The organism is Riemerella anatipestifer ATCC 11845 = DSM 15868 (genome assembly GCF_000252855.1).
Taxonomy (GTDB): Bacteria; Bacteroidota; Bacteroidia; order Flavobacteriales; family Weeksellaceae; genus Riemerella; species Riemerella anatipestifera.
In genome coordinates, this window is record NC_017045.1 from 463,640 (window position 1) to 488,907 (window position 25,268).

The 25,268-nt window shown below is 34.6% G+C and carries 22 protein-coding genes; 10 read left to right on the forward strand and 12 right to left on the reverse strand.

Annotated features, from left to right (window positions below):
- Positions 1 to 60 precede the first annotated feature (60 nt).
- The 4 genes from purH to RA0C_RS02355 form a co-directional block, all read right to left on the reverse strand.
- Positions 61 to 1,575 (reverse strand): bifunctional phosphoribosylaminoimidazolecarboxamide formyltransferase/IMP cyclohydrolase, encoded by a 1,515-nt coding sequence (gene purH / locus RA0C_RS02340; RefSeq protein ID WP_004918920.1) that lies wholly within the window; start codon positions 1,573 to 1,575, stop codon positions 61 to 63.
- A 19-nt stretch (positions 1,576 to 1,594) separates the two neighbouring features.
- Entirely contained in the window at positions 1,595 to 2,179 is a 585-nt protein-coding gene (locus RA0C_RS02345; RefSeq protein WP_004918918.1) for an outer membrane beta-barrel protein, read from the reverse strand.
- 23 nt (positions 2,180 to 2,202) lie between these two features.
- Entirely contained in the window at positions 2,203 to 5,028 is a 2,826-nt protein-coding gene (uvrA, locus tag RA0C_RS02350; RefSeq protein WP_014411215.1) for an excinuclease ABC subunit UvrA, read from the reverse strand.
- Between the two features lie 123 nt (positions 5,029 to 5,151).
- A complete protein-coding gene (locus RA0C_RS02355; protein ID WP_004918915.1) occupies positions 5,152 to 6,096 on the reverse strand; it encodes an SPFH domain-containing protein in 945 nt (314 codons plus the stop codon).
- Positions 6,097 to 6,426: 330 nt separating this feature from the next.
- Here RA0C_RS02355 and rpsA point away from each other — a divergent pair, with 330 nt between their 5' ends.
- Entirely contained in the window at positions 6,427 to 8,208 is a 1,782-nt protein-coding gene (gene rpsA, locus RA0C_RS02360) for a 30S ribosomal protein S1 (RefSeq protein ID WP_004918909.1), read from the forward strand.
- A gap of 217 nt (positions 8,209 to 8,425) precedes the next feature.
- Here rpsA and RA0C_RS02365 read toward each other — a convergent pair whose 3' ends face one another.
- The 5 genes from RA0C_RS02365 to RA0C_RS02385 form a co-directional block, all read right to left on the reverse strand.
- Positions 8,426 to 9,622 carry a C1 family peptidase gene (locus RA0C_RS02365; protein WP_004918907.1) on the reverse strand — a complete coding sequence of 399 codons (1,197 nt, stop codon included), beginning with the start codon at positions 9,620 to 9,622 and terminating at the stop codon, positions 8,426 to 8,428.
- Positions 9,623 to 9,646: 24 nt separating this feature from the next.
- Positions 9,647 to 10,498 carry a diacylglycerol/lipid kinase family protein gene (locus tag RA0C_RS02370; protein WP_004918905.1) on the reverse strand — a complete coding sequence of 284 codons (852 nt, stop codon included), beginning with the start codon at positions 10,496 to 10,498 and terminating at the stop codon, positions 9,647 to 9,649.
- Positions 10,499 to 10,532: 34 nt separating this feature from the next.
- Positions 10,533 to 11,255 carry a lipoyl(octanoyl) transferase LipB gene (gene lipB / locus RA0C_RS02375; protein ID WP_004918904.1) on the reverse strand — a complete coding sequence of 241 codons (723 nt, stop codon included), beginning with the start codon at positions 11,253 to 11,255 and terminating at the stop codon, positions 10,533 to 10,535.
- Between the two features lie 82 nt (positions 11,256 to 11,337).
- A complete protein-coding gene (locus tag RA0C_RS02380) occupies positions 11,338 to 11,718 on the reverse strand; it encodes a c-type cytochrome (RefSeq protein WP_013446754.1) in 381 nt (126 codons plus the stop codon).
- A 5-nt stretch (positions 11,719 to 11,723) separates the two neighbouring features.
- Positions 11,724 to 11,924: a hypothetical protein gene (locus tag RA0C_RS02385; RefSeq protein ID WP_004918898.1), complete on the reverse strand. Its 201-nt coding sequence runs from the start codon at positions 11,922 to 11,924 to the stop codon at positions 11,724 to 11,726.
- A 173-nt stretch (positions 11,925 to 12,097) separates the two neighbouring features.
- On the opposite strand from RA0C_RS02385, the gene RA0C_RS02390 reads away from it, so the two are divergent.
- From RA0C_RS02390 to RA0C_RS02430, 9 genes are all read left to right on the forward strand, one after another.
- Entirely contained in the window at positions 12,098 to 12,454 is a 357-nt protein-coding gene (locus RA0C_RS02390) for a hypothetical protein (RefSeq protein WP_004918894.1), read from the forward strand.
- A 102-nt stretch (positions 12,455 to 12,556) separates the two neighbouring features.
- Positions 12,557 to 15,697, forward strand: a complete 3,141-nt coding sequence (locus tag RA0C_RS02395) for an efflux RND transporter permease subunit (protein ID WP_013446755.1) — start codon at positions 12,557 to 12,559, stop codon at positions 15,695 to 15,697.
- Between the two features lie 35 nt (positions 15,698 to 15,732).
- A complete protein-coding gene (locus RA0C_RS02400) occupies positions 15,733 to 16,968 on the forward strand; it encodes a TolC family protein (protein ID WP_013446756.1) in 1,236 nt (411 codons plus the stop codon).
- Positions 16,969 to 16,973: 5 nt separating this feature from the next.
- Positions 16,974 to 18,110 carry an efflux RND transporter periplasmic adaptor subunit gene (locus tag RA0C_RS02405; RefSeq protein WP_013446757.1) on the forward strand — a complete coding sequence of 379 codons (1,137 nt, stop codon included), beginning with the start codon at positions 16,974 to 16,976 and terminating at the stop codon, positions 18,108 to 18,110.
- Positions 18,111 to 18,132: 22 nt separating this feature from the next.
- Complete coding sequence (locus RA0C_RS02410; protein WP_013446758.1) at positions 18,133 to 19,179, forward strand: sulfite exporter TauE/SafE family protein; 1,047 nt, start codon at positions 18,133 to 18,135, stop codon at positions 19,177 to 19,179.
- Entirely contained in the window at positions 19,166 to 19,894 is a 729-nt protein-coding gene (locus tag RA0C_RS02415) for a VIT1/CCC1 transporter family protein (protein ID WP_013446759.1), read from the forward strand. The genes RA0C_RS02410 and RA0C_RS02415 overlap by 14 nt, the downstream gene beginning before the upstream one ends.
- Before the next feature lie 129 nt (positions 19,895 to 20,023).
- Complete coding sequence (locus RA0C_RS02420) at positions 20,024 to 20,860, forward strand: 1,4-dihydroxy-2-naphthoyl-CoA synthase (protein WP_013446760.1); 837 nt, start codon at positions 20,024 to 20,026, stop codon at positions 20,858 to 20,860.
- A gap of 30 nt (positions 20,861 to 20,890) precedes the next feature.
- Positions 20,891 to 21,817, forward strand: a complete 927-nt coding sequence (menA, locus tag RA0C_RS02425; protein WP_004918884.1) for a 1,4-dihydroxy-2-naphthoate octaprenyltransferase — start codon at positions 20,891 to 20,893, stop codon at positions 21,815 to 21,817.
- Positions 21,818 to 21,849: 32 nt separating this feature from the next.
- Entirely contained in the window at positions 21,850 to 22,530 is a 681-nt protein-coding gene (locus RA0C_RS02430; RefSeq protein ID WP_004918882.1) for a metal-dependent hydrolase, read from the forward strand.
- A 61-nt stretch (positions 22,531 to 22,591) separates the two neighbouring features.
- Here RA0C_RS02430 and RA0C_RS02435 read toward each other — a convergent pair whose 3' ends face one another.
- The 3 genes from RA0C_RS02435 to RA0C_RS02445 form a co-directional block, all read right to left on the reverse strand.
- Entirely contained in the window at positions 22,592 to 23,287 is a 696-nt protein-coding gene (locus RA0C_RS02435; RefSeq protein ID WP_004918880.1) for an outer membrane beta-barrel protein, read from the reverse strand.
- A gap of 235 nt (positions 23,288 to 23,522) precedes the next feature.
- A complete protein-coding gene (locus tag RA0C_RS02440; protein WP_013446761.1) occupies positions 23,523 to 23,972 on the reverse strand; it encodes a GyrI-like domain-containing protein in 450 nt (149 codons plus the stop codon).
- A gap of 339 nt (positions 23,973 to 24,311) precedes the next feature.
- Entirely contained in the window at positions 24,312 to 25,127 is an 816-nt protein-coding gene (locus RA0C_RS02445) for a carboxypeptidase-like regulatory domain-containing protein (RefSeq protein ID WP_004918878.1), read from the reverse strand.
- Between the last annotated feature and the right edge of the window lie 141 nt (positions 25,128 to 25,268).

Below are 25,268 nucleotides of genomic sequence, written 5' to 3' on the forward strand. Positions count from 1 at the left end.
TACAAAATGATAAGCATCAAATTTCTTTTGATGCTTATCATTTTTAGTGTTAATCATTATTTAATGAAAAAAGTGTCTCATTCCTGTGAATAGCATTGGGATATTATGCTCATTAGCTGCTTGTATGCTTTCGTCGTCTCGCATACTTCCACCAGGTTGTATAATGGCTTTTATACCTTCTTTAGCACAAGTATCTACCACATCTCTAAACGGAAAGAAAGCATCAGACGCTAAAACTAAATCTCCACTAAATTTCTCTTTCGCTCGTTCTATGGCTTGTTGGGTAGCCCATATTCTATTTACTTGTCCACCACCTACACCTAGGGCTTGTGTGCCGTTGGTAACTACAATAGCATTAGATTTTACATACTTCACAATCCTTTGGGAGAAGAGTAGAGCCTTGGTTTGTTCTTCCGTTGGCTTAACTTCTGTAACCGTTTTTATATCATCAGAGAATTGGTCATCAGCGTTTTGCACCAACATTCCACCGTCTATCTTCACCCACACTTGGCTGTCAGATACAGGATTTTTAATCTTGATAATTCTTAGATTTTTCTTTTTAGACAATACTTCTAGGGCTTCGGCATCAAAATCTGTAGCCATTACAATTTCTAGGAAAGTTTTGTTGAGTTCTTCAGCTGTGTCTTTATCCACCTTATAGTTCATCGCTACAATGCCTCCGAAGATGGAAACAGGGTCGCATTCAAATGCTTTTTTATAAGTGTCTAAAGCGGTTTCTCCAATAGCAACACCACAAGGTGTAGAATGCTTAACGGCACAACACGCTTTCTCATTTTTGAACTCATTAACCACCTTCCAACATAAATCCATATCTCTTAGATTGTTAAAAGAAAGTTCTTTACCGCCTAATTGTTCAAAATCTTTCATCGCTCCATTTTCGGTAGTAGAAACATAGTAAGCCGCTGACTGATGAGGGTTTTCGCCATATCTTAAATCGGCTACCTTTTGATACGAAGCATTAAGGTACTCTGGATATTCCTCCTCTAAAAGCATTTTAGAAATAGCAGCATCATAAGCCGAAGTTAAGTTAAATACCTTTCCAGCTAATGTTTTTCTGGTTTCCAAAGTTGTATCGCCTGCTTCCGAAATTTCGGCTTGAACTCTAGCATAGTCCCTAACATCGGTAACCACGGTAACGGCATTAAAATTCTTAGCCGCCGAGCGAAGCATTGATGGTCCACCAATGTCTATAAACTCTACCTTTTCGTCTAAAGAAATGTTTTTATTAACATTCTCAAAGAAAGGGTAGAGGTTTACTATTACCATATCTATCAGCTCTATACCGTGGTCTTTTACGGTACTCATATGCTCAGGGTTAGAGCGTACAGCTAGAAGCCCTCCGTGTACTTTTGGGTGTAGCGTTTTTACCCTACCGTCTAGCATTTCTGGGAACTTTGTAACTTCATCTATCTGAATAGGAGAAAGTCCAGCTTCCTTTAGATGTTTAAATGTGCCTCCCGTAGAAATGAGTTGATAATTGTGTTGCTCCAAAAATGTGGCAAACTCTACAAGATTGGTCTTGTCTGATACGCTAATTAAAGCTCTTTTTTTCATTTTTACTGTTTTATAGATATTAAAATTTGTCAAATAAATAGCCTACACCTATTTGTAAGAAATTGTTTTTCATTGTGATGTCGTTGGTTGGATAAAGGTTGCTAAGCCCTATATTGTATCTCGTCTCCACGAATATAGACTTGGTTATTTTATATTCTCCACCCAAAAATATAGAGTGGTTACCCTTTCTAATATCAGTAAACTCTACATCTTGTCCGTTTTGTTTCCCTAGAGCTTTGGTTACAAAACCTAAGTTAAATCCACCCAAAATCCCTAACGATTCTATTGGTGTAAACTTAACTCCCAAAGGAATATAGACCGTGGTAAGATGCAACCTTGAACGCTCATTATTATCCATAATTAGATTCTCTGCTCCAAGCCCTGCCATACCAAGTTCTCCGTGTAGAGAAACATATTTATTAACCTTATAAGATACAGGCATCGCAATGTAAACACTAGACTTAGCGTTAGGCTTGTATTGTTGCCCCATAGCTTCTAGGTGCAAAGTGGAATTTACATACCCTATTTTAAACCCTGTTTCCAATTTTTGTGCATTAGCGAAACCAACTGTTGCTACTAATGCAGAAAGTAATAGTTTTTTCATAGTGCTAAAGTTTTTGTTTTTATCTACATTTCTTTTTTCAAAAATTTACCTGTGATAGATTTTTTATTCTTTATAATTTCTTCTGGAGTACCTTCTGCCACAATGCTTCCTCCATTTTTACCACCTTCTGGACCTACATCTATAATATGGTCGGCAAGTTTTATCACGTCCATATTATGTTCAATAATGATAAAAGAGTTACCCAAATCTACTAGCTTTTGGATAACCTCCATCAGAATCTTAACATCTTCAAAATGCAGTCCTGTGGTAGGTTCATCTAAGATATAAAGTGTTTTACCTGTTTGTTTCTTAGAAAGTTCTGTAGCCAATTTTACCCTTTGAGCCTCTCCGCCTGAAAGTGTAGTAGACTGTTGTCCTAAGGTAATATAACCTAAACCAACTTCTTGTAGCGTTTTCACCTTAGAATAGATTTTGGGGATTGGCTGAAAAAATTCCACAGCTTCGTCTATAGTCATATCTAGGACATCGGATATAGATTTACCTTTATATCTTACCTCCAAGGTCTCTCTATTAAAGCGTTTGCCGTTGCAGGTTTCGCAATGTACATAGACATCAGGCAAGAAATTCATTTCAATCACTTTCAAACCACCTCCTTGACAAGTTTCGCAGCGTCCACCTTTAACATTAAACGAAAACCTCCCTGCCTTATAACCTCTGATTTTACTTTCTGGAAGGTTAGCGAACAAGGTTCGGATATCCGAAAATACACCTGTGTAAGTAGCAGGGTTAGAACGAGGCGTTCTACCGATGGGCGTTTGGTCTACATCTACTATTTTGTCTATATGCTCTATACCTTCTATCTTTTCGTAAGGTAGAGGCTCTTGCACAGCACGGTAGAAATGTCGGTTAAGAATAGGGTAGAGAGTTCCGTTGATTAGCGAGGATTTTCCACTTCCCGAAATCCCCGTAACTACAACCATCTTCCCTAAAGGAATTTTTAGAGTTACATTTTTAAGATTATTGCCCGTAGCTCCTTTGAGGACAATCTCATTACCATTGCCTTCTCTTCTCTTTTCGGGAATTTCTATTTTTCTTCTTCCTGTGAGGTAATCTGCTGTAATGGTATCAGCTTTTATTAAATCTTTTGGGCTGCCTTGCCACAAGACTTTTCCGCCATATTTACCTGCTTTAGGTCCGATGTCTAGCACTTCATCGGCTTCCAAAATCATATCCTTATCGTGTTCCACCACAAGAACAGAGTTTCCTAAATCTCGTAAACTTTTTAAAGAGTTGATAAGTCTTTCGTTATCTCTCTGGTGAAGCCCAATAGAAGGTTCGTCTAAAATATAAAGGACATTCACCAACTGCGAACCTATCTGAGTTGCCAAACGAATCCTTTGGGATTCGCCTCCAGAAAGGGTTTTACTACTTCTACTAAGACTAAGATATTCTAGCCCTACGTCTAATAAAAAGCCCAAACGAGTTTCTATCTCTTTTAAAATTTCGTGGGCGATAATTTTGTTTTTTTCGCTAAAGCTATTTTTTATTTCCGAAAGCCAATCTTTTAAGTCTAATAAGCTCATCGCATTAACTTCAGCTATATTCTTACCTTCTATTTTAAAGGCTAAACTTTCGGGTTTTAATCTTGTTCCGTTACAGTCCGTACAGATTTCTTCTACTGTAAACTCTCGTTCCACTTGTGTAGCACCGTAGTTCTCTTTATCTTCTATAACTTTTTCTAAATGAGGGATTAGCCCTTCAAAGTTAATTTTAGTTTTTTTGGAAATTCCAGCGTGTTTTAAATCTTTTACAAACTCTTTATCACAACCGTAATAGATGTAGTCTAAGGCTTCTTTAGGAATTTTGTTGAATGGTGTTTGTAGGTTAAGGTCAAATAATTCTAGAATGCTTTTAATTTGAGATAAAGCCCATTTACTAAATTTATAAGTTTCTAATGGTAATAGTGCCGACTGAAAGGGTAGAGTAGGCTCGGTAACTAGATAATCAGGATTGATTTTTTTTACAGTTCCCAAACCTTTACAATGAGGACAACTCCCTTTAGGAGAATTGAACGAAAAAGTATTTGGTTCTGGTAATGGTAGAGCCTGTCCTGTGGCGGTATCCATTAAATCTTTAGAAAAATACTGAAACTCTTCCGAATTATATTTTTGAACCATAACCACACCGCCCCCCATCTGCAAAGCTGTGGAAAGTGATTTTTGCATCCTAGCTTCAGATGCGGTTTCGCCTATAATCCAACGGTCTATAACTACTTCTATATCGTGGGTTTTGTATCGGTCTAGTTTAAGGTCGTATTCTATATCTTGCAAAGTGCCATCTATTCTTGCTTGGGAATATCCTTTTTTGGCTAATTGCACAAAAAGCTCGTGATAATGCCCCTTTCTAGCCTTTACTAGCGGTGCTAGAAGCAAGACTTTTTCATTCTGATATTGTTCTTTGATGGTTTCTAAAATTTGCTCTTCGGTATAGCTTTGTAGCTTTTTACCTGTTTCTAAGGAATAAGCTGTGGAAACTCTAGCAAATAGAAGTCTGAGAAAATCATAAAGTTCTGTAACCGTCCCTACGGTAGAACGAGGGTTTTTATTAGTGGTTTTTTGTTCAATAGCGATAACAGGGGAAAGTCCTTCTATTTTATCAACATCGGGGCGTTCTAATCCACCTAGAAACTGCCGAGCATAGGCGGAAAATGTTTCTATATAACGCCTTTGTCCTTCTGCAAAAATAGTATCAAATGCTAAAGAAGATTTCCCACTTCCTGATAGCCCTGTAATAACGACTAACTCGTTACGAGGAATTTTAACATCAATGTTTTTTAAGTTATGCTCTCTAGCACCATAGACCTCTATGAAATCTCTATTTTTCATCATTTTGCAAATTTAGTGATGAATTACGAAAGGTGAAAATAAAAATGTGTCCCAATATTTCTAAAATTTACCTTAGAATATATTGGGACTGTTTTCTTTTGATTAAAACCTCGTAAATGTAAATTTTTACGCTTCTTTATTTTTCTTTTTTATTTCTTCTCCTATAATACTTGCGGTAGAGAAAGAAGTTACCAAATTATTTAGCATATCTCCAGCCGCATTGGGTGTGTTAGGAAGTAGAATAAGATTAGACTTATTGGTAGAACCAATGGACGAAAGCGTATCATAATGCTGAGTAACTACAATAAGAGCCGAAGCCTCTTGTGAATTGATACCTACTTTGTTAAGCACATTTACAGATTCTTCTAATCCTTTAGCAATTTCTCTTCTCTGGTCGGCAATCCCTTGTCCTTGTAGTCTTTTGCTTTCCGCTTCTGCTTTAGCCTTTTCTACAATAAGAATTCTTTGAGCATCACCCTCATATTGAGCCGCTATTTTCTCTCTTTCCGAAGCATTGATACGGTTCATTGCCTGTTTTACTTGCTCATCAGGGTCGATGTCTGTTACTAAGGTTTTAATGATGTCGTAACCATAATCATTCATTGCCTCTTGTAATTCTGATTTTACGGCGATAGCAATATCATCTTTTTTCTCAAACACATCATCTAATCTAAGTTTAGGAACTTCCGCTCTTACCACATCAAAAATATAAGATGTAATCTGAGCGTGAGGATTATCCAATTTATAAAACGCATCATAAACCTTTTCTCCAATAACGAGATATTGTGTGGACACCTTTATTTTAACAAATACATCGTCTTTAGTTTTAGTTTCTACCACTACATCTAACTGCTGTATTTTTAAAGAAATTCTACCTGCGATTTGGTCTACAAAAGGTATTTTAAGATGAAAACCTGGACCTCTTACACTATGGAATTTCCCTAAACGTTCTATTATAACAGATGTTTGTTGCTTTACAATAAACCAAAGTCCAAAAAAGCTAAGGAAAATAATTCCTACAAATAGAACAGCTCCCAAAGACCCCAAAATAAAACTAAATGTTGTTATCATAAATTTTAAATTTTTCGTAAAGATAATTATTTTTCGGCAAATCATTATAGGTTAAACAAAACACTGATAATCAAATATAAAAATAGAAAAAAGTCCTTTTTTATTTTCAGACTAAATATTTTTCATTGTCTATTTTTTATAAAACTTAAGAATATGAGTCTAAAACTCTAAAAATCATATTGTCAGATAATAAATTTTACATATATTTGCACCACTTTTCACGGATTTTTTTGAGCAAAAAGTAGAAAACAACAATATTTAACCAACTTCAAAACCCATTTATCCGTTTTAGCTCAAAGGATGGTAGTTTTGGATACAAATTATTTTATTATGTCAGAACAGACAAAACAACAAGAAGAGGTTCTTTTGAACCAAAATGTAGCACCTGAAAATTTTGATTGGGATTCTTTTGAATCTGGTCTTAATGCTGAGGACAGAAACGAGAAAAAAGAACTTGAGGAAATCTACAAAGGTTCTTTAAGCGATTTAGCAGAAGATGATGTTATCGTAGGTAAAGTAGTAAGGCTTACAGATAAAGAAGCTATCGTTGACATTGATTTCAAATCAGAAGGTGTTATTTCTCTTAACGAATTCCGTTACAACCCTAACCTAAAAGTGGGAGATGAGGTAGAAGTAATGGTAGACAGAAGAGAGGACAAGACAGGACAATTACAACTTTCTCATAAAAAAGCGAGAACGCTTAAGGCTTGGGATAAAGTGAACCAATATCACGAAAGTGGTGAGGTAGTAAATGGTTTCGTTAAATCTAGAACAAAAGGTGGTATGATTGTAGATGTATTCGGCATCGAAGCATTCTTACCTGGTTCTCAAATAGATGTTAAGCCTATTAAAGATTACGACCAGTATGTAGGTAAAACTATGGAGTTCAAAGTGGTTAAAATTAACCCTGAATTCAAAAATGTAGTGGTATCTCATAAAGCTCTTATTGAGGCCGATATTGAAGATCAGAAAAAAGAAATCATTGCCCAACTTGAAAAAGGTCAGGTTCTTGAAGGAACAGTTAAAAACATCACTTCTTACGGTGTGTTTATTGACCTAGGTGGCGTTGATGGTCTAGTACACATTACAGACCTTTCTTGGTCTAGAGTAAACCACCCAACAGAAATCTTAGAAGATGGACAAACTGTGAAAGTGGTTATTCTTGACTTTGATGAGGATAAAACGAGAATTCAACTAGGTATGAAGCAACTTGAGGCTCACCCTTGGGAAGCTCTTGACCAAAACCTAAAAGTAGGAGATAAAGTAAAAGGTAAAGTAGTGGTATTGGCTGACTATGGTGCTTTCGTAGAAGTAGCTCCAGGTGTAGAAGGTCTTATCCATGTTTCTGAAATGTCTTGGAGCACACACCTTAGAAGTGCTGGGGACTTCGTAAAAGTAGGAGATGAGGTTGAAGCTCAAGTACTTACTTTGGATAAGGAAGAGAGAAAAATATCTTTAGGTATGAAACAACTTTCTGAAGATCCTTGGACTAACATTCAAGATAAATATCCATTAGGTTCTAAGCATTCTGGTACTGTAAGAAACTTTACTAACTTTGGTGTATTCTTAGAATTAGAAGAAGGAATTGATGGACTTATCTATATTTCTGACCTTTCTTGGACTAAGAAAATCAAACATCCATCTGAATTCTGCAGCGTAGGAGACAAGTTAGATGTAGTAGTTCTAGAGTTAGACGTAGATGCTAGAAGACTTTCTTTAGGTCATAAGCAACTTACAGAAAATCCTTGGGACAAATTTGAAACTAAATATGCTGAAGGTACTGTACACACAGGTGTAGCATCTGATGTTTTTGATAAAGGAGCTCAAGTTAAATTTGAAGATGTAGAGGTAGAAGCTTTCTGTCCTGCTAGATTACTTGAAAAAGAAGATGGTTCTAAAATCAAGAAAGGTGATGAAGCTGAATTTAAAGTAATTGAATTCAATAAAGAATTTAAGAGAGTGGTAGTATCTCACACAGGTCTTTTCCGTGAAGAAGAAAAGAAAAATGTAAAAGAAGCTGCTACTAAAAGCTCTGCATCTGAAGAGAAAACAACTCTAGGAGATATTGATGCTCTTGCAGAACTTAAAAAGAAAATGGAAGAAGGTAAATAATCTAAATAATTAGATTAGATACTTTTCTAAAATATCTTTAAAAACCGTCTTAGAATTGAGACGGTTTTTTTAGTTTGTTATTAAATAAGAACTTAAAAAGAATGAATGTATATAAAAGTTTATCATAATACAATAAACTTCTATTTAACATAATATAAATTATAGGAAAAATCTAAACCAAAAAAAGAGACCGACTAGTATCGGTCTCTCCGGTATTTTATAAACCTATATTAGTGTTTATTTTAAACTTCTTAGTTATATTCTTAGGAATACCATCTTTGTGAAGTAAAATTCCTGTTGTTTTATACAATACATATGGCTTAGTTACATAAAGATAACCTTCATAATCGTTGGTTGTTCCCCAAGAGTTTTTCACCATATAATATTCTTTACCTGTTTGGTCCTTAGCAATACCTACAATGTGCATACCGTGGTCGTCTGTTGTAGTAAGATTGTTAAGAGCTTCCTGACGCATTTCTTCTGTAATTTTTTTATCAGGTTTTGGACCTTTAAATAAATCTTTTTTAGTAGCTGCGTTTAGATTATCCAAATCTAAATCTGGTACATAAGCTACGCCATTTTTGTATGAGAAGTAAGGTTCAGATACATCTGTTGCCCAACCTACTGTGTGTCCGTTTTTTATAGCATAATCTATAATAGTCGTAAGATCTTCCATTGGGACATTCCACATAGTTTCGTGGCTCCAGTTGTCTGGAATAGGTACTACAAATCTCTCATAATAAGCATAATCTTTATACGACGATATACCTACATAATCTTCTGGAACAATCCCAACTACCTCTTTAGCAAAGGTTTGAGGTGTGTATTGTTTACCCTTATAAGTAAACTGAGTTGGATACTTACCTAAATAACTATCCAAAATAGCATCTATATTAGACAACCAGTTAGACGATAATTTCCCTGATGGATTTTTAACATAAGCATCTAACATTGATTTTATAATCGCTTGCATTTCAGAGAAATTATTTCTCGTTTGACCTTCCTTTAAACCAGAATATACTTCTTGCGGAACTGCACCATATTTACGATACATATTGATAACATCGTGCAATTCGCCACCATCTCCCCAAGAAATAGCTCCACCATTAAGTACATAGAGCTTGGCTTTATCGTGATAAGAATTTCTAGCAGTAAATATTTCTGCTAAATCTACAGGAGTTTTCCCCATTCTTATCATTTCAGATTCTAAGAAAGAGTTTCCTGAATAACTCCAACAAGTTCCTGAAGAACCTTGGTCTTTTACAGGCGTAGCACCGTTCTCTTTAATTACCGTAAATTTAAAATCAGGATTTTCGGATTGATTGTTTTTCAAGCTATTCACTAAACCATCTTGAGCAAACGCAAAAGTTGCACAAGATACCATCGCTAAAGCTGTTAGTTTCGTTTTTATCATAATATATAGTTAAAAGGTTAAATTTTAGTATAAAATTTTTAGTTTTTCAGTTAAAACCTTTACCGATATGGGTGAAGGTATTTCGTTATATTCACCATCTAGATGCCAATCTTTAGCATCTGCCTTAAAAGAGAAATTCTCTTTTTTCAAAAAGGTTACAAATTGGTCGTTTTTTAATTGCTTTCTAAACATTCTCACTGCAAATATAGTAGAGTACCAAAGTGGAAATTTTTTAACCAAAACTAAATCCAAAAGTCCATCATTAGCTAAAGCTTTAGGAGCGATGTAAGCGTGATTTCCAAACTGCCTAGTATTTGCAATATTGAACATCAAATATTTGCCATTATATTTTTTCAGCTCTTCTTCTTTAAAGTTAATCTGAATAGGACTATATTTAAAAAAAGTTTTAATACTCGTTTTAATATAATTGGCAAACCCTCTATTTGTATTTTCGAATGCTTTGGTAACGGCACCATCAAAACCAATACCTGAAACATTGATGGAAAGCCGACCATTTACTGTAAAAGTATCAACTTCTTTACTTTTAGGATTTTTTATTTTATTGATTAAAGAACTAATATCCTTAGTAAAATCCATTTCGTAAGCAAAACCATTACCCGACCCCGCTGGATAAATTCCTAAAATTTTATCTGTACCTATCAGTTTTTTAGCGATACTAGAAATAGTGCCATCGCCTCCTACAGCAATAAAAATATCTGCTTTTGAGAAATTATTTTCTATAAAAGCCTCTGTCCCTTTTACCGAATCTGAAATATAATATAACGCATTAGGAAATTCTTTTTCCATTTTTTCTAGAAAAGATTGATATTTCCCCTTTGCTGAAAAAGGATTGATGATAAACACTAAATTCTGCATAACCCAACAAATATAACACTTTTACCTTTAGTTTCTATATAAATTCTGAACCAAATATTTGTGTAAAGTGTTTTTTTATTTTTTCCTTTAAATCTGCTATTTCTTCATCAGTAAATTTTCGTTCTAGTTCTCGCTCCATAGAGGTTACGGATTTATCTTTTATTCCACACGGAATAATATATTCAAAATACCTTAAATCTGTATTTACATTAAGAGCAAAACCGTGCATAGTAACCCATTTAGAAGTTTTAACTCCCATGGCACATATCTTTCTAGCATAAGGTTTACCTACATCTAACCAAACGCCCGTCTCCCCTTCAGAACGCTCCCCTTTTAAGCCATACTCTGCTATTACTCTTATAATAACTTCCTCCAAACTACGCATATAGGCGTGTATGTCTGTTTTAAAATTATCCAAATCTAAAATAGGATAACCTACAATCTGCCCAAAGCCGTGATAAGTAATATCTCCTCCTCTATTCGTTTTTATAAATGTGGCATTAATTTCTTTTAACTTATCTGTATTTGCCAACATATTGTTTTCATTACCACTTTTTCCTAAAGTGTACACATGAGGGTGCTCCACAAATAAAAAATAATTTGGCGTTAATTCCTGTACTCCATCTACCCTATCTCTATTTTTGAGTTTTAGCTCTATAATTTCTTTCATAAGATTTTCTTGATACTCAAAAGCATCAGGGTAATCCATTAAACCTAAATCTCTAAATTTTAGCTGCTTATTATATTTTTTATCCATGAATTCTTTTTATAAACTAAATTAAAAAACAAAAGAAGACCTCTTTTATAGTAAGGTCTTCTCATTTGTATTAAAGTGCTATCTATTTTTTAAGACTCATGATGAATTCCACCATTTTATCTGACTCTTCCTTAGATAGTTGAGGATGTGGTTGCATCGGTATTTCGCCCCAATTACCATTACCACCCTCAATAATGTTTTTTGATAGCGTTCCTAAATCTTCTTGGGTATATCTATCTGCAATTTCTTTAAAAGAAGGACCCGCCATTTTCTTATCAATATTATGACAACTCAAACAATCTGACCCCTTTATTAACTGATATCCTTGGTGCTCCAAATTGGGTTCTACCTCAACTTTTGATACCGTTTGTGGCTTCTCCTCTACTGTTTCTATTTTTGAGGTTTCCTTTTGAGTACAGGAGAACAATGCCAAAGTTAATACTCCAAAATAAATATGTTTCATATTTCTTATTTTGTAGAGGTAGAATCAACTACTGGTGTAGCTTCCGTTGTAGCGGGTGTACTTACTGCAGTCTTAGCTGTATCGGCTACTACGGCAACCTCTGGTTCTTGAAGCATTATGTTACTTTCTGTGTTTGCATTTTCTTTTTTAGAACACGCTACTGAAACTAACCCTGACGCCAAAGCTATCATAAATATTTTTTTCATAAAATTAAATATTAAATTACATTATTCCACAAAAATAATAATTTTTAATAGATTTTGAATCTCACTATATTAAATTAAATTCATTCTAAATTTGAGGTTATAATATAATCTATTGTTTTAATGCTTACCTTTGTCCCAATATGTTCAGGAAGTATATTATATATGGTTTTATTATGTGCTATCTTATCTCTTTTTCAGAGGTAAGAGAAATTTTTAAGTTACCTATACTGATAGAACATTTTGTAGAGCATCGAAATGATAATTCTGAAATGTCTTTCGGACAGTTTATTACACTTCATTATTTTAGTGGCGATGTCCACGATGATGATTATGAAGAAGATATGAAACTTCCGTTTAAATCTCAAAACCAAAACATTTCTGCATCTATCGTGCTAGCGATGCCTGCAAGTTTTGATTTTAAAATAAAATCGTCCAAGATTTATAAAGAAAAATCCCAAAACTTCGGCTATTCCGATAGCTTTACCATTGATAATAGCGATTTGGTATTCCACCCTCCAAGGTTAGTTTAATTTTACACTAAGGAACATTTTCTTTGATAGTTCCTTATCGTTGTTTGGTTACAATTATTGTTAGCCAAACTCTATTCTTTTTTTAATCAAATACCTAGAAATATGCTAAATAAAATCATAGCGTTTTCTATCAAAAATAAACTAATAATAGGCTTATTTACATTAGCTCTTATTATCTACGGAATTTTTGAAGTTAGAAAACTCCCCATAGATGCTGTACCAGATATTACAGATAATCAGGTTCAAATCATCACTGTATCTCCTAGTTTAGGAGCTCCTGATGTAGAAAGATTCATCACTTTCCCACTAGAACAGGCGAATAATAATATACAAGGAATTAAACAAATCCGAAGTTTTTCTCGCTTTGGTTTGTCTGTAATTACCATTGTTTTTAAAGATGATGTAGATATACACTTGGCTCGTCAACAAGTATCAGAAAGGTTACAACAGGTATCCAAAGATATTCCAGCTGAGTTAGGCGTTCCTACAATGGCTCCAATTACCACTGGGTTAGGTGAAATTTACCAATATGTAGTTCGTCCTAAAAAAGGCTACGAGCACCGTTATGATGCAATGAAGCTCCGTACCATACAAGATTGGGTGGTAAGAAGACAACTCCTTGGAATAGAAGGCGTTGCCGATGTTGCCAGTTTCGGTGGTTATCTTAAACAATATGAAATAGCTATCAACCCTACTCAACTAAAGGCAATGGGCGTTACAATGCAAGAAGTTTTTAACGCTTTACAAAGTAATAACCAAAATACAGGTGGGGCTTACATAGAAAAAGGTCCTACAGTATTATTTATCCGCACAGAAGGTTTGGTAGGTAAAATTGAGGATATAGAAAACACCGTAGTAAAAACACTTCCCGATGGGACACCTATCTTAGTAAAAAATATAGGTAATGTAGGCTACGGTAGTGCCACTAGATATGGTGCTATGACCTACAACGGTAAAGGCGAAGTAGCTGGTGCAGTGGTAATGATGATGAAGGGTGCTAACTCTAACCAAGTTATCAAAAATGTAAAAGAACGCATTGATGAAATCCAAAAAACACTACCAGAAGGTGTGAAAATAGAGCCTTTCTTAGACCGTACAAAAATGGTAAACAACGCCATAGGAACAGTACAAAAGAACCTCATGGAAGGGGCTTTAATTGTAATTTTTGTATTGGTTTTATTCTTAGGAAATTTCCGTGCAGGATTTTTGGTAGCTTCAGTTATACCACTCTCTATGTTATTCGCCATTATAATGATGAATATCTTTGGTGTAAGTGGTAACTTAATGAGTTTGGGTGCATTGGACTTTGGTCTAATTGTAGATGGAGCGGTAATTATTGTGGAAGCTGTATTACATAAACTCCACGAGTTAAAGAAATCTGATAAATCTGAGCTTTCTCAACAAGAAATGAATGATGAAGTAGAATCTTCTGCTGGAAAGATGATGAATTCTGCTGTTTTCGGACAAATCATCATCTTAATAGTTTATTTACCAATACTTACACTACAAGGGATTGAAGGTAAAATGTTTAAACCTATGGCACAGACGGTAGCGTTTGCACTTTTAGGAGCGTTTATTCTATCCTTAACTTATGTACCTATGATGAGTAGTTTGGTATTGAGTAAAAAAATAAACTTCAAAAAGAATTTCTCTGACAAGATGATGGAGAAAGTGGAAGCCTTCTATGAGAAAACTTTAGCCAAAATCCTCAATCGTTCAAAAGTAGTCGTTATTGCTATTTTGGCATTGTTTGTATTCTCGGTATTCATTCTTACGCGTTTGGGTGGAGAGTTTATCCCAAGTCTTCCAGAAGGAGATTTTGCGGTAGATACCAGAGTGCTTACAGGAAGTAATCTTAAGACTTCCACAGATGCTGTACAAAAATCATCTCAAATTTTACTAAAAAAGTTCCCCGAAATAGAAAAAATTGTAGGCAAAACTGGTAGTAGCGAAATCCCTACCGACCCAATGCCTATTGATGCGAGTGATATGATGGTAATTCTAAAACCTCGTGAAGAATGGACTTCTGCTAAAACCTATGAAGAATTATCAGAAAAAATGTCTGCTGAGCTTAAAAAGAATATGCTAGGCGTAACCTACTCTTTCCAATACCCTGTTAATATGCGTTTTAACGAACTTATGACGGGAGCTAGGCAAGATGTGGTTTGTAAAATATTTGGTGAAAATTTAGATACTTTAAAGGTTTATTCTGAAAAACTAGGAGAAATATCTAAAGGTATTAAAGGAGCTCAAAATATCTATGTAGAGCCTATTTCTGGCATTCCACAGATTGTAATTTCATACAATAGAGCTAAGATAGCACAGTATGGCGTTAATATTAGTGAAATCAATCGTATTGTAAATACGGCATTTGCTGGACAGTCCACAGGCTCCGTTTATGAAGGCGAAAAGAGATTTGACCTCGTAGTAAGGCTTAGTGGAGAGCAAAGAAAGAATATAGATGATGTTAGAAACCTACTGATAAGCACTCCTTCAGGCACTGAAATCCCATTAAGCTCCATTGCTGATGTAGAATTAAAGGAAAGTGTTAACCAAATTCAAAGAGAGAACGCTCAACGAAGAATTATTGTAGGCTTTAATGTTAGAAACCGAGATATACAAACTACGGTAGCAGATTTGCAAACTCAAGTAGAGCAAAAGCTAAAATTGCCACCAGGCTACTTCATTAAATATGGAGGTACTTTTGAAAATCTTCAACAAGCTAAAGCAAGACTATCAATAGCTGTTCCTGCAAGTTTACTTATGATTTTCTTAATGCTTTATTTTGCGTTTCGTTCTATCAAATATGGTATGCTCATTTTTACGGCAATTCCGTTATCCGCTATTGGAGGAATTTTGGCTCTTTGGCTTAGAGGAATGAATTTCAGTATCTCAGCTGGTGTAGGGTTTATCGCTCTATTTGGTGTAGCGGTACTGAATGGTATTGTACTCATCGCCGAATTTAACAGGCAAAAAGCTCTGCAAACCTCTTTAAAAGATGCCGTGAGAGCTGGTGGTAAAAATAGACTTCGCCCTGTACTAATGACGGCTTTCGTGGCTTCGTTAGGATTCTTACCTATGGCAACAAGTACAGGAGAAGGTGCCGAAGTACAACGTCCGTTAGCAACAGTAGTTATCGGTGGACTTTTATTAGCTACATTTTTAACGCTTTATCTTCTACCAATACTTTACATTTGGTTTGAAAGCAAAAAAGGATTAAAAATTAAAAAATCCAAAGCCTAACCCAACTGTATTAACTTTTTAATAAACAGAAAACAATGAAACTAAATATAAAATTTGTGTTGTTATCTTCTGTGTTTTTTGGTGGTATTGCCAATGCACAGATTAAGATTAGCTTAGACGAAGCTTACCAGAAAGCTTTGGAGCACAACTTGACTCTCAAAAATGCAGAGTTAAAATCAAAATATCAAGAAAAGATAAAGAAATCTTTTTTAACAATAGACCCTCTGAATGTATCAGGAGAATATGGACAAATCAACTCATCATATAAGGATAATAGATTTTCTATCTCTCAAGGATTTAGACTTCCTAGTGTTTATCAAAAACAAAAACAACTACTACTAGAAGAATGGAAAACTAGCGTAATGCTTTCTTCATTAGAAAAGTGGCAGTTAAAAAGAGAAATCAGCCTAATCTATAACCAGTTGTGCTATTTAGATGAAAAAGAAGCTCTACTGAAAAAGATAGAACAGATTTATCAGCAGTATTTTAGCAGAGCTAATCTAAGGTTGCAGAAAGGAGAATCTAATATTTTAGAAAAAACTACCGCAGAAAACTTTAAGGCACAAGCAGAAATACAAGTAAACAACATAAAAAGAGATAGAGAAATAGCTCAAAAACAGCTAAGTTTTCTAATCAATGATGGGCAAGTATATACTAATAATTCTCAAGCTCTGTCTATGATGAGTGTTGCCAACTTATCAGAAGAACCCCAACTACAAAACAATAGAGTTTTGGAAATTATGAACCAACAAAAAAATGTGGAAATGGCTAGACTTGCTACGGAAAAGTCTAAACTCCTTCCCTCTTTTAATATTGGTTACAATACTATGACTATGTATGGTATGGGTGCTGATAACTTGCTTTATGATCACTCCACTCGCTTCCAATCGGTGGTAGTTGGGGTGTCTATTCCTATTTTTAATTCGGCTCAAAAATCTATTATTTCTGGACAAAAAATCAATCAGGAAATAGCAGAAAACCAATGGAAATTAGGTCTTAACAATCTAAAAAGACAATATGTAGAACTCAATAATGCTTACAATAAGTTAAAAGACGAAATTAATTACTACCAATCTAAAGGTTTAGAAAACTCTGAAACCATTATTAAAACTGCTAATCGCCAATTATATGAAGGGCAGATTAACTACCTAGAGTGGAGCTTGTTAATGAACCAAGCATTAGATATACAAAATATGTATATAGATAAGTTAAAGGAAATTAATGATAGAGCTATAGAAATCAATGCCATATTAGATAACTCTCAATATTAAATCTCATGAAAAAAATTATAATAATACTTAGCATAGGGAGCTTCGTTTTGTCTTGCTCTAAGAAAGAAAACACTACGGAAGAACCTGCATTTGAAGTTTCTGCCAATCAGAACGAAATTACACTTACCGATGCACAAATGAAAAGCGTTGGGATACAAACCTCTTTATTATCAGAGCAGGAAATTTCTTCTAAAATTACTCTCAATGGTAATATAGATGTTCCGCCACAAGGTATGGCTAGCGTATCTTCTCCTAGTGGAGGTTATATAAAATCGGCGAAGTTTATGCCTGGAAATTTTGTAAATAAAGGCGATGTTTTGGCGATATTAGAAGACCCTAATTTAGTTCAGCTACAGCAGGATTATTTATTAGCAAAGTCTAATTTTGGGTATGCAGAGAAAGACTATCAGCGTCAAAAAGACCTTAACCAAAGCCAAGCAAGTAGTGATAAGGCGATGCAAATGGCTCACACAGAAGCTAAAAATCAAAATATTTCTATCAACGCTTTAGCGGAAAGACTTAGAATTTTAGGCGTAAACCCTGATAAAATCACACCTCAATCTATCCAAAGAAGTGTGGCATTAAGAGCACCAATATCGGGATACATTACGAGGGTAAATGTAAATATAGGACAATATGTTTCTCCTGTAGATAAGCTATTTGAAATAGTGAACACTCAAGATACTCATCTTGTATTAAAGGCTTTTGAGAAAGATTTATCACACCTTAAAATAGGTCAGAAAGTGTATGCATACGCCAATCAAAACCCAGATAAAAAATATACTGCCTCTATCATTTTAATTGGTAAAAATTTTGATTCAGATAGAAGCGTTCCTGTACACTGCCATTTTGTTGGTGGACAGCCAGATTTGGTTCCAGGTTCTTTCATGAATGCTGATGTAGAAGCTAATGCTCAAAACAGTTTATCTGTGCCAGATGATGCCGTTCTTACTTGGGAAGGAAAGCAGTATATCTTTGAAGAAATAAAGCCAAAGACATTTAGAATGGTACCTGTTACTATAGGAAATTCAGAAAATGGTTATACCGAAATTTCAGGAGATTTAACCAAACTTATGAATAAAAAATTTGTTACTAAAGGAGCTTATAACCTCCTTATGGGACTTAAAAATGTAGAAGAATAAAAAAAGAATAGTAGGAAAATAAATGTTACTAAAAATTTCATTACTGTTTATAGGAACTATATTAGCATTTTGGGTTAGTGCGATTTGTGGTGGTGGTGCTAGCCTTATACTTATCCCGATACTCAATTTGCTATTACCTTCATCTGTAGTTCCTTTTTCATTAACTATAGGAACTTTTACCAGCTCTGCTTCTAGGATTGTGGTATTCAAAAAACATATTAGTTGGAAAATATTTTTTTGGTTTGTACCCTTTTCTATTCCTGCTGTCTTTTTGGGAGCTTTTTTCATAAAGTATATCAATCCTGTTTATTTACAACTGGTGGTAGCTTTGTTTCTTATAGCAAACCTACCCCAGCTATTCAAATCAGGAAAACAGCAAAAACAAGACGAAAAACCTTACCCTAAATACATACTAGGCATTATAGGTTTTTTAGCAGGTTTTGTATCTGGTATTACAGGAGCTATAGGGCTGTTATTTAATCGTTTTTATCTAAAATACGGATTAAGTAAAGAGGAAATTGTAGCAACTAGAGCAGCAAATGAAATTTTTTTACATCTTATTAAAATCATCATCTACATTCTATTAGGGTTATATTCTAGTACAGCAATTTGGTTGGGTGTGGTAATCGCTATTTCGGCTATCATCTCTTCCTACACTGTTAAATTTGTACTTCCCTATTTAAGTGAATTTATTTTTAAGAAAATAGGTTATGGAGCTATGGTTTTATCTGGTTTTGTTTTACTTTTGACTACCTCTCAAAAAATCATTGCTCAAGATAATATTAAACTTTCTAAAAATAATTATGACAATAAAAGTGAAATTCATTTCAAATGGCGAGAAAGTGCTTTTACACTAGAGTACGCTATAGATGGAGACTTAGAAATAGAACGCCCTATATCACCTGATGAACTTCCTCCTAACTTATTTAAAGAATATCAAAAATTATCAAAATCTTATGATTATATAGATTTGGAAAAAGTTTTTAAATTTAACAAAAAACCAAGCTACGAATTTTACTGCTATAAAGGAAATGAACTAAAAAAATATAAATTAAATGAACAAGAATAACACAAACAAAAATATGACAACTATTGAAAACTATTTAGACAGCCATTACATACACAGAAGTAACTGGCTAAGAGCAGCCGTATTGGGTGCTAATGATGGTATAATCTCTATTTCCAGTTTGGCGATAGGGGTTGCAGCCGCAAGTACTACGAGAGAACCTATCGTTCTTGCCACAGTGGCAGGTCTGGTAGCGGGAGCTCTTTCTATGGCAGCGGGAGAATATGTTTCTGTAAGTTCTCAAACGGATACCGAAAAGGCTGACATCGCTAGAGAAATTAAGGAATTAGAAGAAAACCCTGAATTAGAACTTCAAATTTTAGCTCAGATTTACGAAAAAAGAGGTCTTAAAAAAGATACCGCTTTACAAGTTGCTAAGGAATTAACGGAAGCTGATGCTTTGGCAGCACACATAAGAGACGAGCTAGGCATCAATGAGATTAGCCAAGCTAACCCTACACAGGCGGCATTAGCTTCAGGAGCTGCATTTACCGTGGGAGGCGTATTGCCTCTTCTAGTAACTTTATTTGCACCTGTGGAAAGTATGGAATATTTCCTTTACGGATTTACCATTATTTTCCTTGTTATATTAGGAACTATTTCTGCAAAAACAGGTGGTGCTAATGTAGTAAGAGCAGTGTTAAGAATTACACTTTGGGGAACTTTAGCTATGGGATTATCTGCATTAGTAGGTTATTTATTTGGGGTTAATGTATAAGTAAGTTTCATTAAAAATTATACTTAATAGACTGTCTTTTAGGCAGTCTATTTTTAGTTAGAGGATTTTCCTACTTAGAGATTTAAAAGTTTAATATTAAAATAATTATCTTTACGAAAATTTTAGAAAATGATAAACTGGAAAACAGCCAAAGAATACGAAGACATTACTTACAAAAAATGCAATGGCGTTGCTAGAATTGCTTTTAATAGACCCGAAGTGCGTAACGCCTTTCGTCCCAAAACAACATCAGAACTTTACGATGCCTTTTATGACGCTTACGAAGACCCATCTATTGGGGTGGTATTATTATCAGGTGAAGGTCCTAGTCCTAAAGATGGCGGCTGGGCATTCTGTAGCGGTGGCGACCAAAAAGCAAGAGGTCATCAAGGTTATGTAGGCGAAGACGGCAGACACAGGCTTAATATCCTTGAAGTACAAAGACTTATTAGATTTATGCCAAAAGTAGTAATTGCTGTAGTTCCAGGTTGGGCTGTCGGTGGAGGACATTCACTACATGTGGTTTGTGATTTAACTTTAGCCAGTAAAGAACACGCTATTTTCAAACAAACAGATGCTGATGTTACCAGTTTTGATGGTGGCTATGGTTCTGCCTACTTAGCTAAAATGGTAGGACAGAAAAAAGCGAGAGAAATTTTCTTTTTAGGCAGAAATTACTCTGCACAAGAAGCCTTTGAGATGGGAATGGTAAACAAAGTAGTACCCCACGAGGAGTTAGAAGATACCGCTTACGAATGGGCTCAAGAAATATTAGCAAAATCGCCTACATCTATCCGTATGCTAAAGTTTGCGATGAATCTTACGGACGACGGTATGGTAGGTCAACAAGTATTTGCTGGAGAAGCAACAAGACTTGCTTATATGACCGATGAAGCCAAAGAAGGACGAAATGCCTTTTTAGAAAAAAGAAAACCTGACTTCGGTGAAAATCAATGGATTTCTTAATAAAAAATATCACTTTTCAATAAAAATAAAATGAAGCATTGGATACAAGCCGCAAGACTGCGTACGCTTCCACTATCATTAAGCGGAATTATTACGGGAGCTTTTGTGGCTAAATGGAAACTTAAAGAAACGGGAGGTACTTGGGATATTTGGATTTTAATCCTCGCCCTTTTAGTAACCCTACTCTACCAAATCTTATCCAACTTTGCTAATGATTACGGAGACGGCGTAAAAGGTACAGATACTCATCGTTCTACCCAAGCAGAAGCTAGGGCGGTAGCCTCTGGAAAAATATCAGCCCAACAAATGAAAATGGCAGTACTCATTACAGCGGTTCTTGCTTTTTTAGCAAGTGTAGTCCTGCTATATATTGCGTTTTTTCCCAAGTATATTAAAGAATTTTGGTTCTTTATTGGGTTAGGTGTATTGTCTATCCTCGCAGCTATTGGCTATACGGTGGGCAAAAAACCTTACGGATATATGGGGCTAGGCGATATAATGGTATTTATATTCTTTGGATTAGTCTCTGTGGTTGGTAGCTATTTTCTGTTTACTAAATCTTTGGATTGGGATATTTTTCTTCCTGCTACTGCCGTGGGAATGATGAGTGTAAGCGTACTCAACCTAAATAATATGAGAGATATAGAAAGTGATAAAGCCTCTGGTAAACATACCTTAGCACTAAAACTAGGATTTAGAAAAGCCATGGTTTATCAAATGATATTGATGCAACTACCTCTCATTTTGGTACTCGCTTTTTTAATGTTAAATCAACTACACGAACGAGGGAATTACTATGCTTTCATCGTGATGATTTTGCTATTTCCTATGATGGCACTTAGGCGAAGAATTATGCAAGTAAACGAACCCAAAGAGCTGGACCCATTTTTAAAACAAGTAGGCATCATTACTCTAGTAATGTCTATACTTTTAGCAGTAGGACTTAATTATTTTTAAGCAGAAATAAATTTAACAAAAACAATACTACAATGAAAATAAAATTTCTAGGACAAAACTGTTTTCTATTTTCTTATAAGGGCATCAATATTCTTTCGGACCCTTTCTATAATTATCAAAAAGAAAAATCAGGGTTTGATATTACTAAAGAAAAAATAGACTATCTACTCATCACTCACGCTCACGGCGACCATATTGCCGATGTACAAGAAGTGCTAGACACCTACCCTAACGCTACTATTATCGGTCAGCCCGAAATTTGTGCTTACTTTAATCATCAACATAATATTGATATTAACTTAGGTGGTTCTGCTAAGATAGAAGATTTAAAAATCACAATGGTAACCGCTTCTCATACCAGCTCTTTCCCTGATGGAAGCTACGGCGGAGAGCCTTGTGGATATGTATTTAGATTTGCTGATAAAAATATTTATCTCGCGGGAGACACAGATGTGATTTCGGATATGGGACTACTAACACCTCTATACGGAACGATAGATTTGGCTATTTTGCCTATAGGTGGACATTATACTATGTGTGCTAGAAAAGCAAGTTTTGCTGCTTCGGAACTCATCAAAACAGCTAAAGTTATTGGTTGCCACTTTGATACCTTCCCTCCTATTAGTATAGACCACACTCAAGCCCAAAACCATTTTAAAGAGAATAATGTGGAACTTATTTTACCTAATTTAGGTCAAGAGTTTGATTTATAGACCTTCATTCTACAGCTAATCCCTCAACCAAAGAGGTTGAGGGATTCTTAAATTCTTCCATTTATTTCTTAAAACTATATTTTACCCCAATACTGAGCAAACTATTGTTAGGCGAATTAGGGAGTATCTCAAGGAAATCCGATTCATCTCTGTCATTCCCCAAAACAATAGCCTCATAATTCATATATAAAGCCATATATTTCGAAATAAAATAGCTGCAACCTATTCCTGCATTAAAAGAAGCATAAAGTTTATCATAATCCGTTGCCTCATTGGGCTGATAGTGGTAGTTGCTCTTCACTTCCTGATTTATGGCTAACCCTAAATTTAAGTTTCCACTAAAATTTTCTACGATTCGGTATCTCCAAACGATATTCAAAGGAACCGAAATAACGGCTCCTTCAAAAAAACCTTTTGAACCATCACTCATTGGATTTATTACCCCTGTTTCAAAATACTTTAGCCTTCCACTAACAGACCAGTTTTTCGCAAAAAAATATTCCGCTAAAAAGCCCCCTTGCATAAACGACATTTTACTCGGAGGAACCGACATTTTTGAATTCAGCCCCACCTCTGCCCCAAAAAACCATCGTCCCTTTGGGTTTATAATTTCTCTTGTTTGCGCCGTAATCGTATTTGACAACAGCGCCAATACCATCACAAATAATGTTTGATATTTAATTGAGTTTATACCTATCATAGATACAAATCTAAAACAGTCTAAACCAAAACGATGGCTAAAAATGTTCTTTTTCATAATAACAAATTTTAAAAGGTGCTTAAACAAAAATAACAAAACTTTCAAACAAAATAGCCTCAACTTGCTTCCTAAAAGACATGTATCTTTATATTTTTCAAATAAGATATATTTACCACTACTTTTAACATTACAGCTAACGGAAAAGCAGTAACGGCTAAATAATTCCTTCTTTTCAATTTAACACCTTAGCCCCGCCTTTTGCAAATACCATGTTAGCGGCAGGTGTTTTTCCTTATTTTGTTGCAATATAAATCTCCACTTCCGAATCTTGACCTTTTTGGCTGTTTCCCCCATATACTTCAAAGTCATACGTATATTTTCTATTGAGTTCTTCGTCTCTATTCCAAATGTCTATCCAAGTATTGATAACAGCGTTCGGCATTTCGCCTTTTGCTACGAATTTTTGAAAGTTCTCGGCTTCAAATTCCCGACCGACTAATCCGTTAGGGATTTCATTTAGTGTTGAAACAGGAACACCTATAATCGTAGTATATTCCTCGGTGTAGTTGCTTTTGTAATCAGTATAAATTGAAAATATTTCATCTGATACTTTATTCGGTATCTTCTCAAAAATGTTTTCCGCATAGAATTGCCCCCAAAGTTTTCCCAAATCTTCCTTCGATTTGTTGTCTTTGTTTGTTGTCCGAGTAGAAACTCCAATTACTTTAAATCCGTTTTTCATTTTATTGTTTTATCAACTGTTGTTATTCTGTATGTGTTTAATGCACTGTAATTCGAATGTTTTTTTAGAATTTGGGGGTTGTTAATGCTCATTCAAAAAATTTCTTTTCAGCCGTACCTTTTGATATACTTGCCGCTAACGGAAAAAGTATTGCTGAAGTGCGGGCTTTTACACCTAAAATTTCTATTAAAACCTGCACGAAGCAAAAAATGTTTTCCGCTGACTAAATTAATAAAAAAATGGAAGCGGAAACATTTTTTGCTACTAAATTTCACAAAACTTTCAACGCAAGAGCTTTCAGTCCCGCATTTTAGCAATACGATGTTATCTGCCGTTTTTTTATTTCTCAACTTTCACGTCTATATTTAGAGCAGGACAAACTGTTGGTGTCTTTTCCCATAGTCCAAGATTTTTTCTGTAAAATGCAGGTTTGAAAACAGTTCCGCTCAAAGCTATGGATCCTTTGAAAGAACTTAATATTTGGAAAGAAACATAAAACTTATTTTTTACCCAAATATTTTTGTCAGATACATCTAATGAAAATTCACTGTCTTTTATGTCTTTTGGATTCATTAAAATAGAAATATCTTCACCTAAAATTGAATTCCAATTTTCATCATAAACATTATATCTTACAAAAACGGGGCGGTCTGCTTCAAAATAAGCAATGTTAATGTTAATTTTTTCAATTGTCGCTCGTTTTTTTGTTTCAAACGGCAAAGCAAGTTCCTTTGAAATATCTTGCTGATTTTTCTCAGGATTATAACTAAATTGAATTTTTTTTGTTTTGTCATTAATTCCCCAATTTTTTGCAATAAATTTTTTAGGTGTAATCACAACTTGCTCTATGCTTACAACTTTCTCAGAAAGAAAAAAAGTCTTATTGTTTTCAAGCAAGAATTTTTCAATGGAATTTGAATATGGCTCATAACCTCCAACTTCAATTTTTATTTTCTGATTTTTGTCTCTATTTGACAAGTCAATTGAAAAGTTTCCATTTTCGTCCGAATTTATTCCATATTCGCTTTTTTCAATTCCAATTCTTGCGAAAGGAATTGGTAATTTTGTATCGGCAGAAACTATTTTCCCATTAATGATTTGTGAACTCAGATTTATAAATGTTAATAAAAAAAGAATAAAAATTTTGATTTTCATTTAATTTGCGAGATTTTTATAAAATGGCAGATAACGGTCGTCTTTCTGAAACAAATATATAAATTTCATAAATACAGACTACATAACACTCACATTTTTCAATATACTTTAAATAGAAATGGTATTTTACCAATAACAAAT